Origin of the sequence: Kitasatospora sp. NPDC091335, from assembly GCF_044757205.1 — a bacterium.
Taxonomy (GTDB): domain Bacteria; phylum Actinomycetota; class Actinomycetes; order Streptomycetales; family Streptomycetaceae; genus Kitasatospora.
Window position 1 is genome coordinate 499,578 of record NZ_JBIVUM010000002.1, and the last position, 16,609, is coordinate 516,186.

The 16,609-nt window shown below is 71.0% G+C and carries 13 protein-coding genes and 1 pseudogene; 10 read left to right on the forward strand and 4 right to left on the reverse strand.

The features are described from left to right. Positions 1–206: 206 nt before the first annotated feature. From mobC to ACIQOW_RS07175, 9 genes are all read left to right on the forward strand, one after another. Positions 207–860 carry a plasmid mobilization relaxosome protein MobC gene (gene mobC / locus ACIQOW_RS07135; RefSeq protein WP_401080574.1) on the forward strand — a complete coding sequence of 218 codons (654 nt, stop codon included), beginning with the start codon at positions 207–209 and terminating at the stop codon, positions 858–860. Then, positions 857–2,608 carry a relaxase/mobilization nuclease domain-containing protein gene (locus ACIQOW_RS07140; RefSeq protein ID WP_401080576.1) on the forward strand — a complete coding sequence of 584 codons (1,752 nt, stop codon included), beginning with the start codon at positions 857–859 and terminating at the stop codon, positions 2,606–2,608. Before mobC ends, ACIQOW_RS07140 begins: the two co-directional genes overlap by 4 nt. A 110-nt stretch (positions 2,609–2,718) precedes the next feature. Next, on the forward strand, positions 2,719–3,462 hold the full coding sequence (locus ACIQOW_RS07145; RefSeq protein ID WP_401080578.1) for a ParB N-terminal domain-containing protein: 744 nt from the start codon (positions 2,719–2,721) through the stop codon (positions 3,460–3,462). A 381-nt stretch (positions 3,463–3,843) separates the two neighbouring features. Continuing rightward, positions 3,844–5,160, forward strand: a complete 1,317-nt coding sequence (locus tag ACIQOW_RS07150) for a helix-turn-helix domain-containing protein (RefSeq protein WP_401080580.1) — start codon at positions 3,844–3,846, stop codon at positions 5,158–5,160. A gap of 104 nt (positions 5,161–5,264) precedes the next feature. Beyond that, positions 5,265–5,471 (forward strand): hypothetical protein, encoded by a 207-nt coding sequence (locus tag ACIQOW_RS07155; RefSeq protein WP_401080582.1) that lies wholly within the window; start codon positions 5,265–5,267, stop codon positions 5,469–5,471. A gap of 68 nt (positions 5,472–5,539) precedes the next feature. Then, positions 5,540–6,280: a hypothetical protein gene (locus ACIQOW_RS07160; RefSeq protein WP_401080584.1), complete on the forward strand. Its 741-nt coding sequence runs from the start codon at positions 5,540–5,542 to the stop codon at positions 6,278–6,280. Positions 6,281–6,282: 2 nt separating this feature from the next. Beyond that, the gene (locus ACIQOW_RS07165; protein ID WP_401080586.1) at positions 6,283–7,587 is read left to right on the forward strand and encodes a UDP-N-acetylglucosamine 1-carboxyvinyltransferase; all 1,305 of its coding nucleotides are present in this window, start codon (positions 6,283–6,285) and stop codon (positions 7,585–7,587) included. Positions 7,588–7,589: 2 nt separating this feature from the next. Next, a complete protein-coding gene (locus ACIQOW_RS07170; protein ID WP_401080588.1) occupies positions 7,590–8,633 on the forward strand; it encodes a serine hydrolase domain-containing protein in 1,044 nt (347 codons plus the stop codon). Positions 8,634–8,644: 11 nt separating this feature from the next. Beyond that, positions 8,645–9,679 carry a UDP-N-acetylmuramate dehydrogenase gene (locus ACIQOW_RS07175; RefSeq protein WP_401080590.1) on the forward strand — a complete coding sequence of 345 codons (1,035 nt, stop codon included), beginning with the start codon at positions 8,645–8,647 and terminating at the stop codon, positions 9,677–9,679. Positions 9,680–9,738: 59 nt separating this feature from the next. Here ACIQOW_RS07175 and ACIQOW_RS07180 read toward each other — a convergent pair whose 3' ends face one another. Beyond that, the gene (locus ACIQOW_RS07180; protein WP_401080592.1) at positions 9,739–10,464 is read right to left on the reverse strand and encodes a hypothetical protein; all 726 of its coding nucleotides are present in this window, start codon (positions 10,462–10,464) and stop codon (positions 9,739–9,741) included. Between the two features lie 529 nt (positions 10,465–10,993). Here ACIQOW_RS07180 and ACIQOW_RS07185 point away from each other — a divergent pair. Next, positions 10,994–13,363 (forward strand): helicase C-terminal domain-containing protein, encoded by a 2,370-nt coding sequence (locus tag ACIQOW_RS07185; RefSeq protein ID WP_401080594.1) that lies wholly within the window; start codon positions 10,994–10,996, stop codon positions 13,361–13,363. A gap of 6 nt (positions 13,364–13,369) precedes the next feature. On the opposite strand, the pseudogene ACIQOW_RS07190 reads toward ACIQOW_RS07185, so the two are convergent. The 3 genes and pseudogenes from ACIQOW_RS07190 to ACIQOW_RS07200 all read right to left on the reverse strand — a co-directional run. After that, a pseudogene (locus tag ACIQOW_RS07190) lies at positions 13,370–13,468 on the reverse strand (integrase); the annotation flags it as partial. Positions 13,469–13,470: 2 nt separating this feature from the next. After that, the gene (locus ACIQOW_RS07195) at positions 13,471–15,096 is read right to left on the reverse strand and encodes an integrase (RefSeq protein WP_401080596.1); all 1,626 of its coding nucleotides are present in this window, start codon (positions 15,094–15,096) and stop codon (positions 13,471–13,473) included. Between the two features lie 577 nt (positions 15,097–15,673). Further along, a complete protein-coding gene (locus ACIQOW_RS07200) occupies positions 15,674–16,534 on the reverse strand; it encodes a choice-of-anchor K domain-containing protein (protein WP_401080598.1) in 861 nt (286 codons plus the stop codon). Between the last annotated feature and the right edge of the window lie 75 nt (positions 16,535–16,609).

Consider the following 16,609-nt stretch of genomic DNA (forward strand, 5'->3'; position numbering starts at 1 on the left):
CGCCTGTCCCGACAGAGAATCCGGAGGCCCCCGTGCCCGATCCGCAGCCCCACCACGACCCTGCCCGTACCGTTCCCGAACAGGGACCCAAGGGCGGTAGGCTGCTCGGCCGTCTGCTCCGCGCGTTCGGTAACTCGGCTCCTGGCGGAGCCAGTTGTACCCAGTCTCCGACACTTCGCGCGGGACTGGGGTCCTCCGCCCCAGGGGTGACGGAGGAGGCCCAGCGCGAGGGCGCGCCAGGCCAGGCAAAGGCCCTCGGCCCGGACGAACTCAACACGCTGCAGCTCGACATCCTCGCCCGTGCCCGCGCCGACGAGACGCCCGCCGCCGTCGACGACGAGAGCGTTCGCGCCGCCCGTGCCGCATTCCTGCACGAGAACACCGCAGCCCTCGACGTCCCGAAACTGAACGCCCACGAGGGCGCCCAGCCGATGCCCAGGGGCAAGATCCGGAAGCACACCGGCAAGCGCCGCCGCAAGCGGGTCGGCCCGGTCAGCTACACGCCGCCGGAACACGCCGAACTGCTGGACGCCGCCGACCGCCACGGATACGGGAACACGGTCTCCGGATACGTCGGTGACATCTCGCTGGCGTTAATCCGGGGCGAGTTCACCGTCGACCTGCCCCTGCACACCGACCGCCTCGCCCTCCAGGAGTTCCGCGCGGAGGTCCTGCACCAGATCGGCCGCATCGGCAACAACATCAACCAGATGGTCCACGTGCTGCATCGCGACGACCGCGTCGAACCCGACATCGGTGAACGCCTGGAACGCCTCGAAGGGCTGCTGACCGACATCGCCCGAGCCCTGCTCATACCCACGCCCCCGACCGGCCTCGACGAAGGAGGTGCCAGCGCGTGATCCCCTCCATCAAGGCCCCCGGCGGCAACACCCGTGGCCTGCTCGCCTACCTGTACGGGCCCGGTCGCCACGACGAGCACAGCGACCCGCACATCGTCGCCTCCTTCAGCCCGCTCGGCCTGCGCGACCCCGGCCGCGACCCGGCCGCCACCCTCACCCAGCTCGCCCGGATCCTCGACGAACCGGTCAACCTGCACAACAGCGGCTTCGGCAAGAAGGTCACCGACCACGTCTGGCACTGCCCCGTCCGCGCCGCGAAGAGCGACCGCTACCTCTCCGACGCCGAGTGGGGCGAGATCGCCCGCCGCATCGTCCACGCCGCCGGCATCGCCCCCGACCACGACCCGCACGGCTGCCGCTGGATCGCCGTACGCCACGCCGACGACCACATCCACATCCTCGCCACCACCGTCCGCCAGGACGGCCGCCGCCCCAAGCAGCACAACAGCGGTAAGCACGCCCAGGCCGAAGCCCGCAACATCGAGAAGGAACTCGGCCTCCACCAGGTGAAGCCGGGTGATCGCACCGGCGAGCGCCGCCCCACCCAGGCCGAGATGCACAAGGCCGAGCGCCTCGGCTGGCAGCAGACCAGCCGCGCCTGGCTGCAGGACCGCATCCGCGACGCCATCCCCCACGCCGGCAACGTGGAGGAACTCCTCGCTTACCTCCAGGCAGACGGCGTCGAGGTCAAGCCCCGACGCCTGCCCTCCGGAGACCTCCAGGGCTACGCGGTCGGTCGCCCCGGCGACACCAACGCCAAGGGCGAGCAGATCTACATCCCCGGCGGCAAGATCGCCCCCGACCTCTCCCTGCCCAAGCTCCAGGCCCGCCTCGCCGCCACCGCACCGGAGGAGCACCCCACCGCCCGGCGCAACCGGCCCACCACCAGCTGGCAGCGCGCCACCGACACCCTCGACACCGTCCATCGGCACCTCACCGAGGACACCACCGGCGAAACCGGCGGCGAGGACGGCGGCGCGCTCGCGCAGGCGCAGATCACCGCGCTGGGCGACATCATCAACGCCACCGCCCAGCAGGCTTCCGCCGAACTGCGGGCCGAACTGCGAGCCGCCACCCGGGCGTTCGCCCGCGCCCAGCGCTCCCAGGTCCGCGCCGACCACCAGAGCGCCGCAGACCTGCGCCGGGCCGCCCGCGACATCCTCCACGCCGGCGACGGGCCCGACGGCAACGCCCTCACCGTGATGATCGCGGCCCTCGTGTGGGCGGCGATCCTCACCAGCCGCTGGCACGCCGCCCGAGGCCACGCCCAGCAGGCCCAAGCCGCCCAGCAGGCCGTCCAGCACCTCCAGACCGCCTACGACCAGGCCGCCGCCGGCCAGCTCGCCGCCCTCACCCACCGCCAGCCCAAGCCGGAGGTCACCAACACCCTCGCCGGGGACGTCCGCTCCGCCGTCCCCAACCACGCCACCCGGATCCTCACCGACCCCAACTGGCCTGCCCTGGCCACCGTCCTCGCTGACGCCACCGCCCTCGGCCACCAACCCCGACAGCTCCTCCAGGAGGCCGCCGCCCAACGCGAACTCACCACCGCCCGCCTGCCCGCCAAGGTCCTGCTCGGCCGCATCCAGCACACCGGCCGCAACCCCAACCACAACCCCGCAGCCGAAGCCGCCCGTGTGCGCGCCGCCACCGCCCGAACCGCCGCACACGCCACCCCCACCGACCCGGTCAATCCGGTTCCCCCGGCCGCTGCACGACCCGCCGGCTCTCAGCACCGAACCCGCTGAGCCCACGCACCCGACCGACTCCTCACGCCGGGGCACCGACCCGGTGCCCCGGCACCCTACTCACCACGGAGCTACCTCTGAAGGTCCACCCGCTCGCCGCCAACTTCCCGATGGTTCCCGAGCACGAGATGCACGACCTCGCCGAATCCATCAAGGAATTCGGCCTGAAGATGCCCATCGTCCTCGACCCCGACGGCGTCCTCCTCGACGGCCGCAACCGCCTCGCCGCCTGCGAACTCGCCGGCGTCGGACCCCGCTTCACCACCTACACCGGCACCGACCAGACCGCGTACATCATCGCCGCCAACGTCCGGCGCCGGCACCTCAGCGAGGGCCAGCGCGCCATGATCCACGCCATGGCGCGTTCACTTTCGGGACACTCCCTGCGCAGCCACGCCCAACTCCACGACCTCAGCCGCACCCGTCTGTCCCTCGCCAACACCGTGCTCAAGAACGCCCCCGACCTCGCCGAGAAGGTCCTCGATGGCAAGGTCGGCCTCGATGCCGCCGCCGACATCGTCCGCCGGCGGAAGGCCGCGACCGAGGCCGCCCAGGCCAAGCACGACCAGTTGCGCCTGCTTGCTCCCGACCTCGCCGTCCAGGTCACCGAAGGCCACCTCACCCTCGACATCGCGACCGAGGCTCTCGGCCAGCGGCAGGAAGCCGTCCGCCGCGACCAGCAGCAGCTGACCGCCATCGCCGAACGCTGGGGCGCCCTCCTGGACCTCGCCCGCCATCCCGACAGCCTCCACACCCGCCAGGTCCTCGACGGCCTCACCGCCGAGGCACGCACTCTCGCCAACCGCCTCATCGCCGTCGAAGCCCAGCCTCAAGAGGCACGCCAGCACAGCTGACCGGCCCTTCCCCAACGTTCGCCACCAGGTCTTCGTCCGATGCCGCTGCGCGGCCGAGTGGCACGAGCCCGACCTCACCCGCGCGTACTTCGACCTGCACTTCACCGCCCCTGAACACGAATGGGACGACTACGACACGGCCATGCGGGCACTCGCCTTCGACGGCCTGCTCGCCGGCACCACATGGTCGTGATCCACAGCCTGAGGCTCGCCTACACGGCGGGCCTCAGGCTTTCCAGGGCCAGCCCACGAACCAGCAGCGCCACACCTTCCCGAACAACGCGGTCAATGCCAGCTCCGGTCCGAAAGCACTACGCCGTGGCCCCCAGCATCGGTACGGTAGCGATCCGTAGTGGCTTCAACACGGCACCGGGGGCCAGCGTGGGGGGCAACGGCATCACGTTCGGCAAGTTCATTGCGCTCCGTCGCGCCGAGATGGAGTGGACCCAGCTCCGCCTCGCCACTGAGCTCGACCGCAGCGAGGTCTGGATGTCGCTGGTCGAACGGGACTTGCAGCAGGTGAAGGACCTGACCCTGCTCCGGCGCCTTGCGGAGGTACTGAGCTGCGAGCTCAGCGAGCTGATGGCCTTACCGCAACCGGCCTCCGACAGGCCGAGGTCCCGCCCCCGCAAGTCCACCTCGGCTACGCTGACGAGCAGTTCCGCTGCCGAGGAGGACGATGTGCGACGCCGCCCGTTCCTGACCCTGGCGGCTGCCGCCCTGTTCACCCCGGTCGCCGGCCAGCAGGCCGCGCACGCCGAGACAGCCTCACCACTGGCCGGCCTGGAAGACCTGCTGCTCTACGGGACAGGGCGGGTTCCGGCGCCCCGCAGCGGGCCCACCCACGAGACGGTTGCCGCTTCCCTCCTGACGTCCCGTCGTGAGTTCAAGGCAGCCAAGTACGACGCGCTCGCTGAGGCCCTGCCGAGCCGGATCGCCGCCGCCCAGATGGTCGGCAGCACCGAGGAGCGAGCGCGCAACGTCGCCCGGCTCTACAACCTCGCGGCTCGGCTGTGCATCAAGATCGGCGACAACAACCTGGTGGCCATCACCGCCGACCGCGCGCTCACCGCCGCCCGGGACGGTGGCGACCCGCTGGTGGTCGCCGAAGCACAGCGCATGGTCTCCAGCGCCTGGCGCCGCCAGGGCAGCCTGGCGCGGGCAACCGACATCGTGGTGGTCGCCGCCGAGGACCTCCTCGCAGACACCGCGGTGCCCGAGTCCCCCCGCCTGGCCGTCCGCGGCGACCTGTACGCCACCGCGGCCTACACCGCCGCGAAGACCGGCGACCGCGCTTACGCGCACTCGCTGATCCGCGAAGCCGCCGACAGCGCCGCTGCTGCCGGCCGGACCTCCGGCCTCGTGGACGGCCTCCAAGGCGTCGCCCTGCACGAGTTGTCGGTGCACTACGAGCTCGGCGACGCCGGCCGGGCGATCGAGCTGGCCTCCACGATCGACCCCACCGCACTGCCGACCGCCGAGCGGCAAGCCCGCTTCTTCACCGACGTGGCCCGCGCGTTCGACCAGTGGGGCAAGCCCGAACAGTGCTACCGGGCTCTGCTGGCCGCAGAGGAGGCAGCCCCGCAGGAGATCCGCCGGGGTGCCGTCCGCGACCTCGCCACCACCCTGCTGCGGCACGACCGCAAGCTGCCCGGCGTACGGGACTTCGCCGCCCGAGCGGGCGTCCAGATCATCTGACCCGTAGCCGGACTACGGCCCGTAGCCCGGCTACGGATCCGGCCTTTCGCCCGGCGGTTCACTGGGGAACGTCCACCCTTCCCCCTGCTGCCGAAGGCCCTTCCATGCCAACGCCCAGCACCTCCCCGCCGCCCGCCAGTCGGCGGCACGCCGCCCCGCCGGACCGCGACCGGCTCGGCACCTTCCTCACCGCCTCCTGGGCCGCCCTGCACCTACCCGTGCTTGCCCTGCTCGGCCTGGCTGTCCACAACCACCCGGCCGAGGCCAGCCCCCAGGCGGCGGCGACCGTGCCCGACCTTCCTGCCTCCTGAGGCCCCGGGGGCCGCCGTGACGGCCCCGCCCCTTTCTTCCACTCGCTCGCCCGAGAGGAGATCCAGCCATGCACCGGCTGACCGACGCGCCCGCACTGCACACCGAGCTGCAGCGCATCGACTACCGCACCACCCCCGAGTACTACTTCGACACCGAACACGTCACCGACCCGGTCGTGCTGGAGCTGCTGAACTGCTGCCCGACCGTCTTCGGCATCAAGAAGGCGATCACCGACCTGCTCGCCGGCAACCTGGACATCCCGCTGCCGGAGGCGACCGGGATCATCGAGCCCGGTGCCAGCGTCCGGGGCCACGTGATCGTGGCGCCCGGGGCCGTCGTCGCCGAAGGCGCGATCGTCACCGGCCCGGTGCTGGTCTGCCCCGGCGCGGTGATCGAGGCCGGCGCCCGGGTACGCGACAACACCGTCGTCGGCCCCGGCTGCCGCATCGGCTTCGGCGCCGAGGTCACCCGCTCGCTGCTGACCGGCGGAGTGTTCATGAAGCACACCAGCTTCGTCGGCGACTCCGTGCTCGGGCTCGGCGTCAACATCGGCGCTTTCGTCTCCACCACCGGCCTGAGGGTCACCTCCGGACCGGTCACCGAACCGGCCACCGAAGAGGTCTGCGCCCACCTCGACGGCCACCGGGTCGCCACCGGCCAGACCAAGTTCGGCGCCGTGATCGGCGACGGGGTGATCGTCCCCGCCGGAACCGTCCTCCAGCCCGCCACCCTGATCGGCGCGCACACCCTGCTCTACCCGAAGACCCAGGTCGGGGGCTTCTTCCCGGCCGGAAGCCAGGGAAGGTGACCGTGCCCACCACCGCCACCACCACGACGACCGACGAGCGGGCCGTGCGGATCACCGGCGGCCGCCGCCTCACCGGCACCGCCACCGTCCAGGGCAGCAAGAACATCGCCCTGCACCTGTACGCTGCCGCGATCCTCGCCGACGACCCGCTCACCCTGGCCGGTGCACCCGAGATCCTGGACACCCTGGTCGTCGCAGACATCCTGCACCGCACCGGCACCCGCGCCACCGTGACCGGCGACGAGTTCGCCACCCGCCCGGCCGACTCCTACTTCCCCGTCATCCCCGACGACCTCGGACGGCGCATCCGCACCACCGCCGTGATGGCTGGCGCCCTGCTGGCCCGCACCGGCAAGGTCACCTTCCCCACCCCTGGCGGGGACGCCTTCTGCGCCCGCTACATTGACCGGCATCTGGCCGCGATGGAAGCCGCCGGGGCCGAGGTCGAGGTGAACCGGGGCCGGGTTCGGGCCCGCTTCACCGGCAAGCGGCTGCCGTTCATCACCGACGCCGAGACCCGCTCATGGGGGCCGAGCCTGGGCGCGACGGTCACTGCGATGCTGCTGGCCGCCCGCATCCCGGGTACCTCCTCGATCCTCAACCCCAGTGTGGAACCCGAGGTCACCCACACCGCTGCCCTGCTCGCGCAGGCCGGCGTCGGCATCGAGTGGCGCGGCAGGAAGGCCCTGAACGTCACCGGCACCGACCGCATCCGGGGCGGGGTGTTCACAGTGCCGCCGGACCGGCTGGAGGCCGCCACCCTCGCGCTGGCCGCCGCCATCACCGGCGGCACGGTCCACCTGGACGGCTTCCCGCCGGCCGCGTTCCCGGACGGGCTGGTGTCGGTGTTCGCCGACGCCGGAATCCAGCTCGACCCGCTGGACGCCGGAACGGCCGTCAGCACCCCGGCCGGGCCACGGCCGGTACAGATGGCCACCGGCCCGCACCCGGGCTTTCCGACCGACGTGCAGCCGCAGCTGACCGCCTTCCTCACCCAGGCTGAGGGCGCCTCCCGCATCGACGAGCGGATCTACACCCAGCGCGACACCCACCTGCCGGCCTTGGCCGCGTTCGGCGCCGCCGTCAACGCGACCGGATCGGTGATCACCGTCCGGGGCCGGTCCGCCCTCACCGGCGCCGACGTGGCCGGGGAGGACATCCGGGCGGTGACCGCTCTCGTGATCGCCGCCCTGGCCGCCGAGGGCACCTCTACGATCCGAGGGATGTACCACCTGCGGCGCGGATACGGCAGCCTGCTGCCGAAGTTGGCCGCGCTCGGTGCCCACCTGACGATCGACCAGGAGTAGCCGTGACCAACACCGTGCCGTGGAAGCCGAACGCGCTCGCCGACCTGCGCGAGTGCCTGGACCTGATGACCGCAGACGGCACCGTGCCCGGCGGAGTCATCGCCCACGGCACCTTCGACACCGAGCCCGGCTACCTGGCCTCCGGCGTCGTCGCCCCTGAGTGCGGCGACGTCCGGCCGGGCCCGGACACGGTGTACGACGTGGCGTCGCTGACCAAGGTTCTGGCCACCTGGTTGCTGGCCGGCGCCTCCCACATGGACGGCTTCACCCTGGACACCACGATGCGCGAGCTGCTGCCCGGCATCCCGGCCGAGGCACCCGGCAGCCAAGTGACGGTCAGCCAGATTCTGTCGCACACCTCCGGCCTGCGGGCCGACACCCGCCTCGACCGGTACCGGGGCCGCCCCGAGCCGCTGGCCGAGCTGATCTGCGCCGAGGACCTGATCGCCGAGCCCGGAGCCGCACACCGCTACATCAACCGCGGCTTCATCCTCCTCGGCCTGGCTCTGGCCCACTACCGCAGCCGGCGCCTGGACGAGCTGGCGGCCGAGCTCTGGCAGGACCTCGGCATGACCAGCACGACCTACGGATCGGTGCCCCGCTCCGCTCAGGTCGCCCCGACCGAGCAGCGGTTGGCCGGCGGGCCCCGGTTGTGGGGGATGCCGCACGACGACAACGCCACCCTGCTCGGCGGAGTCGCCAGCCACGCCGGGGTGTTCACCACCCCGGCCGACCTCGCCACCTTCGCCACCTGCCTGCTGACCTCACACGCCACCAGCGGGCCCCTGGGCCGCTGGCTCGTCCACAGCATGCAGCCGCAGGCCGAGATCGAGCCGGGTCTCGACCGTGGCCTGGCCTGGATTCTCGCCGACGAAGGCAGGGTCGCCTACCACCACGGCTTCACCGGAACCAGCCTCTACCTCGCCCCGGCCACCGGCCGCTACCTGGCCATCTGCACCAACGCCGTCTACCACCACCAGGACAACCGCACCCGCCTCGCCCCGCTGCGGACCCTCGCCCTCAAGGCGATCACCGACGAACCCTAGGAGGGCCTACCGTGCCCAGCACCACGTTCGCGTCCCTCACCACCCTGCGACTCGGGGGACCCGCCGAGCACGTTCTGACGATCTCCACCCCCGCCGACTGGGCCGACGCCGTCAGGACGATCGGGCAGCGCCACGAACAGGAACCCGTGGTGCTGGGCCACGGCAGCAACGTCATCGCCTCCGACACCGGACACCCCGGCACCGTCGTAGTCATGAACACCCGAGGCATCACCGCCAGCCGCGTGGACGACACCACGGTCGACGTCACCGTGCAGGCCGGACACCCGCTCACCGACCTCACCGCCTGGGCCGCCGCCGAGCACCTGGCCGGGATCGAGTGCCTGGCCGGGATACCCGGCACTGTCGGCGCCGCCCCCGTTCAGAACGCCGGAGCCTACGGCCAGCAGATCTCCGACACCCTCGACCACCTGACGGTGTGGGACTGGGAGATGGGCCGCATGCGGACCCTGCCCGCCGAGGCATGCCGCCTGCGCCACCGTGGCAGCAGGTTCAAGAGCAACCCCGGCCGCTGGACCCTCCTCACCGCGACGTTCCACCTCACCCGCTCACCGGCCGCCCCCGTCACCTACCAGCCGCTCGCGGACGAACTCGGCACATCCATCGGCACCCGGCCGCCCGTAGCCGAGGTGACGGCCGCCGTTCTCGCCAACCGCCACCGCCGCGGACTTCTCCTCAACCCGCACGGCCCCGCCGCCCGCCAGGCCGGATCGGTCTTCGTCAACCCGCCCGTCACCGCCACCCAGGCCACCCGCCTGTCCGCCGCCGGATGCCCCACCCACACCGACAGCGACGGACAGCTCCGAGCCAGCGCCGGCTGGCTGCTGGAACACATCGGCTACCGCCCCGGCTACAAGATCGCAGACGGCATCCGCTGCTCAGAACGTCGCACCCTCACGCTCACCGCCCACGACGGAGCGACCGCGACGGGCTTCGCCCGGGCCCTCGCCGAGCTTTCGGCCCAGGTCGAGATCGCGACCGGGATCGCACTGCAGCCCGAGCCGGTGTTGGTCGGCACCTGGTCGTGAGACCAGCCCATCGACGGCGCACCGATGTTGCGCGCCCAGCAAGCTCCGAACGCGAGGGCTCAGGTCGGGATCAACGACGGACGCCGCACGCCGAGCAGGTTCGCCCTCAGCTCCGGCATCCTGTCGGCTGAAACACCTTGCTGGCAGCAGGGGCAGAACTCGATCGCGGTGGGATCAACGCGGAAGGGGCCGAGCGTGATCATCCGAGCCTCGGCCTCCAACCGTTTCTGCCTGGACGCATGTTGTCTGAGAGCCGCAGCAAGGCGAGACAGCTCCTGAGCCTTTTTCTGCTTGTTGAGCTCTTCACGGCCGAGCCGTTGCCAGGCGATTTCAGACGGATCGAAGGCGGACTTGCATGCTGCGTTGACCATCCCGGTGACCTTGGTGAGGTCGACTCTGACTTCCCCATCGGCGAGGCAGCCTCGCCTGAAAGCTTCCTGCACTTCGGCTGCGGTCGGTGGACGATAGTTACGGGAGTCGACGGCCCACCCAAGCTGAGGAGCCAGCGCAGTCACCTGGTCAAGTAGCCACTGGTGCTCTGGGGTGAGCCTCAGACCAGCACCAGCCAGCTTCCCATTGGTGTAGTTGAAACAAGTGACCGTGCCGCGCATATCGCGAGCTGCCCGACGAACGTTCGCGATGTCGCTGGCCACCGCGTAGGTACGACCGTAGACGCGCGCTGCCAGGCCCCGCCACGTCATCCAGATCGGGTACGGCTCAACAGTCCGTGCCGAGGTCAGCGCGGCGAGGATTTTGCGCTGCACCGGCCCATAACTCTGCGTCATGGCGTGGATACTATCCGCGCCCGGACTCGACGGCACGGGACACTCCGGAGGCCGAACAGGGGCAGCCGATCCGACAGATCTCTGTAACCACCGACCCCCGACGCATACGTGCTCACCTGACCGCGGCCAGCCCGTCGAACGGAACAGCGCAACCGCTTCGAGAGCCATTGCTGGTCTCAGTTTTGGTCTCATTCACCCTGGTCCGGCCAGGTTCAGCCGTCGCCCCACCGCCCACTCCGCTGCAGGTCAGGACGGGCGTGAACCCCGGCGGACGGCGTTCGGGAGAATTGGAAAGCGTGTTGGGTTCACCCCCTCACGAGTTCGAATCTCGTATCCTCCGCCTTCACGAAGGCCCGGACCGCTCAGCGGTCCGGGCCTTCGTCGCACTCACCCTCGTTGGTAGGTCATCCTTGTGCTCCGGGTCGGCTCCGGCAGGGCAGGCCGTCCTTCTACGTGGCGAGGTGTCCCCATCGGCAAGAAGAGCGGATCGGCACTGACCGCATGGCTGCGCGGTCGGGACGCGGCCGGGTTGGAGCGGGTCCTGGCTGCGCGCCCGGACGCCGCGTCGGCTCCGGAGCCGCGGTCGGTCGGTGAACTGGCGGACCGGCTCCAGCGCCCGGCGTCGGTGGCGCTGGTCCTGCCCCGGCTCGCGCTGCCGTGCCTACAGGTGGCGGAGGTCGTCGCCGCGCTGACGGGTGTGTCAGGGGACGATCTGGCGGGCCTCCTGGACGCGACGCACGGTGAACGCGCCCACGGATTGGCCGCCGTCCTGGAAGTACTGGCCGATCGCGCTCTGGTGTGGCCCGACGGCAACGGCCTGCTGCACATGGCCGCGCCGCTGCGGAACGCGTGGGACGCACCGCTGGGGCTCGACGCGCCGCTCGCGCGACTACTCGCGGGCTCGAACTCCGACGAACTGGCCCGCATGTTGGCGAAACTCGACGTCAAACCTGCCGCCAACAGGAAAGAGATGCGACTGACGGCGCTGATCGACCACCACAGCGACCCGGCTCGGGTCGCCGCGCTGGTGGCCACGGCGCCCGCAGCCACTCGGAAGCTCCTTGAACGGCGGGCGCATGAGGCTCCGGAGCAACTGGGCTTCACCATGTTCGGGGCTCCGCGGACCGACTCCACGCCCGGCGAACAGTGGGCGGTGGAACGGGGGCTGCTGATCCGGGACCAGCACCGGTACGGGCCGGCCCGCATGCCCGCGGAGGTGGCACTCGCACTGCGCGGCTCCGACTGGCACGCCCTGTTCACACCCGTCCCGCCCGGCGTACGGTCGGTGCCCGCCACCGTCGCGGACGTCGACCGGGAAGCCGCGGCCGCCTCGATGGCGTTCGCCGCCCACGCCGTGTCCGTCCTCGGGGTGTGCGCCGCCGCTCCACCGGCCCGGCTCAAGGCCGGCGGGATCGGCGCCCGCGAGCTGTCCCGGATCGGCAAAGCTGCGCGGTGCGACGAGATCCTGGTACGCCTCGTGCTGGAGACGGCGAGCGCGGCCGGACTGCTGGCCCGGGACGGCGACCGGGTCGCGGCGACCGCGTCCTACGACACCTGGGCCGAGCAGGAACCGACCGGCCAACTCGCCGTGCTGCTCCAGGCGTGGTGGGCGCTCCCGCTGACCCCCGGCGGAAGCCGCGACGAGGACGGGAAGGCTCTGCCGGCACTCGCCGGGGCACCGCCCTGCGGAGGCTGCGTACAAGCCCGACACGGGCTGCTCACAGCCGCGTCGCAGCTCCCCTCCGGCGAAGGCGCGGCGAACTCGGCGGACCTGGGGGTGCTGCTCGTGTGGCTCCGCCCGCTCGTCGACGAACTCCCCCAGGACACCACGCCGTTCGCCACCCTGATCCGGGAGGCGGAACTGCTCGGCGCACTCGCCCTCGGGTCCGTGTCCCCGATCGGGGCCGCCCTGCTCGCCGGCGACGCCGAAGCCCTGACCGACGCCTGCCGACGACTGCTGCCCGCCGCCAGCGGGACCGCCCGCTTCGGCAGCGACCTCACCGCCGTGGTCTCCGGCACGCCGTCGGCCCACCTCCTCGCGCTGCTGGACTCCGTCGCGGACCGGGAGACCGCCGGTGCGGCGTCCGTGTGGCGGTTCAGCCCGGGAAGCGTCCGCCGCGCCCTCGACGCCGGTCTCACCCCCGACGCCCTCACGGCCGACCTGGCCGCCGTCGCCGTCGAACCGCTTCCCCAGCCGCTCTCGTACCTGATCCACGACACCGCGCGCAGCCACGGTCGGATGCGCGTCGTCTCCGCGGCCTGTGTGATCCACGGCGAGGAGCCCGCCCTCCTGGCCGAACTGGCCGCGCACCGCAAGCTCACCCAGCTCGGCCTGCGGCTGCTGGCACCGACGGTGCTGATCAGCCGGACCCCACTGGACAAGACGCTCGCGGCACTGCGGTCCGCGGGCTACGCCCCTGTCGCCGAGAAACCCGACGGGTCCGTCCGCATCGAGCGGGCCCAACGCCCCCGCGCGGCGAACCCCCTCCCACCCCCGCGCCCATCCGCCGGCAGATCCCGCGCACAGCACGCGGACGCCCACACCACGAACGCCCGGACGACCGTCGACCTGCCCTCCCTCGCCGCCCGGCTTCGGGGCGCCCCGCAGGACATCCCAGAGCCCGACCCGTGGGACAACCGCCCCTACGACAGCGACACCGAGGAGATCATCGCAGGATACGCGCGCAACCTGCTCTTCACCGATGTCCGTCAGCTGGCCCATGCCGTCAACGACGGCCAGGCCATCACGATCGAGTACGTCGCGACGTCGGGCAACACGACGGTCCGCACCCTCAGCCGGCTCGAACTGGACGCCCCCTACCTCCATGCCTGGTGCCACCTGCGGAACGACGAGCGGGTGTTCACCCTCTCCCGCATCCACGGGGTGATGCCCGCGTAGCGCACGGAGGTACCTGGCGCGCATGCGCGCGGAGGTGCCCGGATCCCAGCCCCCGAGCTGATCGATGACGCGGTCGGGAAAACCGAGCAGTAAACGGACCTTCCCAGTCAGCGGCGGCGAGGCTCCAGCAGCTCCACGAGGCTCAGGCCGGTCTCGCCGTTGACGAGTTGGAGGGCGACCTCGGCACGGGCGGCAAGGTCAAGGGGTTCAAGCCCCTCGGTGTAGTAGGCGTGAACGACACGGTCCAGCCCCGCGCCGATCAAGGGCGCGGCGGTGCGCAGCGACGCCTCCAGTGCGACTCCGTCGATGGAGCCGCCGTGCAGGATGATGTTGCGCGTCCGGTACAGCCGCCGCAGCGCAATCCGGAAAGCCTTGTTGACCTGCTGCAGCTGCTGCGTGGGGGCAACGATCAAGGCGGCCATTCGGTCCGCGGCAGCACGGTCGGAGAGCTTGGTGCTCTTGGTCAGCGCGAGGGCGTCGGCGCCACCGGTCATGAGCGCCTCCACGATGAGCTGGCAGCAGCGCAGGTTGGTGTCGGCCGCAGCAACTGCTGTGGAAAGGGCGTCGGGTTGGACAGGGGCGTGCCGGTGAGCAAGGGTGGTGAGTTCAGCTCGGGGCCAGGAGCAGGCGAGTATGGCGGCCAGCCGGTCGGCTGCGACCGCCTTCCCGGAGCGTTCCTCGCCCTTCGGGTCGTCCGGGTGTGACAGCAACGACTCGACGGCGGCCCAGCCGCCGGCGACGGCCGGGGTTAGCGCACCGCGATTGACCGCAGCCGCCAGCTCCAGGGCGTCATCGATGCGGGTCCGGTGGCCTTCCACCTTGTAGAGGTGGCCTTCGTGGACCAGGGACAGTACGTCCGCCCCGCGGGCGGGAGGACTGAGCGGCACCGGGGCGCGGTGGCCGGCGACCCAGATCGACGGCAAGGGCGAGACCCCTCCGCGGTCCTTGCGCAGGAACTCTGCCCGTGCCGTCATCCGCTCCAACAACTGCCGAGCCTGGCCGGCCGCGCCATAGGCATCCCAGGCGGGCACCGTGTAGACGAACCCGCCTCCGGCCCGGAAACCGGTCGTGTCGTGTCCGTTCTCCCGAAGCCACGCAACGACCGCGCCCTTGCTGCGCCAGCTCGGCAGTGGCTCGGCCAGGTCGCGGCGGGGCACCTTGTCCAAGGCGATCAGCACCTCGAAGTCGCGCCGACCCTGAGCCGCCAGCTCGGCGGCCGCGAGAACGACGTCCACCGTCGTCGGACCGGACCGGGCGGTCTGCCGAGCCCAGGCCAGCAGGTAGCTGCTGCTGTATCCGATGTCCAGCAGGTGCGCGGCCACGGTGCGGGACAGCCGCTCCGGCTTGACCGAGCCCGCCTTGACGGCGTCGGCCCACCGCTCCAGGTAACCCTCCCGGGCGTATTCGATGATGACCTTCAGGCGGCGGTGCTCAGGGCTCGGGTCCACCAGCGAGCGTTTCAGCAGCTCGGTGATCTCCTTGCGCAGGTCCTTCGCACCGAGCCCGCGGTCCGGGCCGATCAGCGCGCTCAGCTCGTTGCGCTGCCAGTCACAGGCCGTGGACGACAGCACGTTGCGGGCCTGCCAGCGGCAGGCTTCCCACAGCTCCTCCAGCGCCAGGACGGAGCCGACATCCCACAGACGCCGCGGCCATGGCGTTCCCGCATCCTGAAAGTAGTCGACCATACGTGCCAGGACGTGCTGGGCAACCGTATCCACTGCTGGAGAACTCACCGCAGCACTCTAACGGGGCCATGGATCGCCTTCCCGCGCGTTCCATGCTGGTGTGCTACTCTCTAGACAGACTTAAAGGAGCACTCGCCACATTGTGGCCACTGCTCCTTTATTTTTTCCGACCCCTTCTGCTGCCTCCTGGATCAGACGGCGACCTGCCGCTCCCGCCGCAGCACAGCCCCGCTCCCTCAGGACGCGCGGCCCGCGACCCGTGGGGCCCGAGGACACAAATCGCCGCCCGACGAGCAACTGCGATGACGGAGGCCCCAGAACAGGATCGTGGTCTCAGCTCTGGTCTCATTCACTGCCGTCCGCTGGGGTTCAGTCGATGGCCCCGGATTCGCTTCACCACAGGTCAGGACGGTGACATACCCGACCGGACACTTCCGAGGAGAATTGGAAAGCGTGTCGGGTTCACCCTCGCACGAGTTCGAATCTCGTATCCTCCGCCGGCAGAAGGCCCGGACCGCACTGCGGTCCGGGCCTTCGTCGTCTCGTGGTTGGGGTCGCCGAGATCGCTCCGGCGTCGGGCTCCTCGCCGAAGGTGGCCAGCCCCCCGTTCGGCCGGGGCGGTGGTTCAGGGAGCCTCGGTGCCGTAGCCGTAGTCGAAGACGGCCGCGCCCTCGGCGTCGACGAGGTACGCGGTGTCGCCCTTGTCGTTCCAGACGGCGCGTCCACTGCCATAGGAGTAGCCGCCCCACTCGGCATGGACTTCGTTGGTGTAGACCCGGATCCGCTGGCCGGCCCTGAGGGTGGTAGCGGGAGGGAAGGTGAAGTTCTGGCCGGGGTCGTCGGCGTGGAGGAGCCAGCCGGAGATGTCCGCGTGCGCCGTGCCCTGGTTGACGATCTCGACGTACTCGTCGGCCTGGGTGTACTTGACCCCGCCCTTGTGGCAGACGCCGGTGATGACCACGTCCGGGGCGCCCACGCGGGAGAGCACGGCGACGATGTCGGCGCTGTTGGAGCCGTTCTCGGGGCTGTGGAACTTGTTGACGATCTCGCCGTTGCGCTTGAAGCCGGTGATCACGGCGGCGTACTCCTCGCCGTCGATGGTCACGCTCTCCGGGGACACCCGGGTGGGCAGGTCGACCTCGTCGTCGGGCGTGGGGCCGTCGTTGGGGGTCTCGAAGTGGTGGAACCTGAAGCTGAACTCTCGGTCCTCGACGTCCTCTTCGAAGCGAATACGCACCACGAGATCGACATCGAACTGGTCGACGCCACCGCCGTAGATAGGGAAGTTCTGGTGGGTGAAGGTGCCCAGTGTCACCTCCGTGCCGTCACTCTTCACCTCGATCGTGCGGCCGGAGAACGAGTAGCCGCTCTTGCCGCCCCCACCCGCGGGGGTGCCCCAGGCGATGTGGCCGGTGTTGAGGCCGGAGACGTTGGGCGGGGTCGGGGTGATGGCAGTCCAGGTTCCCGACGTCGTGACTTCGGACATACTCGGACAACTCCTCGATCTGACGGGCACGCCGCCCGCGTGAACGGTGCGTACGTTTCATCGGCAGCCGACACT

What these genes read in the sequence shown, in the direction of transcription:
- ACIQOW_RS07145 (WP_401080578.1), top strand. Translation starts at nt 2,719, where the DNA reads ATGGTTCCCGAGCACGAGATGCACGACCTCGCCGAATCCATCAAGGAA.
- ACIQOW_RS07155 (WP_401080582.1), top strand. Translation starts at nt 5,265, where the DNA reads ATGCCAACGCCCAGCACCTCCCCGCCGCCCGCCAGTCGGCGGCACGCC.
- ACIQOW_RS07160 (WP_401080584.1), top strand. Translation starts at nt 5,540, where the DNA reads ATGCACCGGCTGACCGACGCGCCCGCACTGCACACCGAGCTGCAGCGC.
- ACIQOW_RS07180 (WP_401080592.1), bottom strand. Translation starts at nt 10,464, where the DNA reads ATGACGCAGAGTTATGGGCCGGTGCAGCGCAAAATCCTCGCCGCGCTG.
- ACIQOW_RS07200 (WP_401080598.1), bottom strand. Translation starts at nt 16,534, where the DNA reads ATGTCCGAAGTCACGACGTCGGGAACCTGGACTGCCATCACCCCGACC.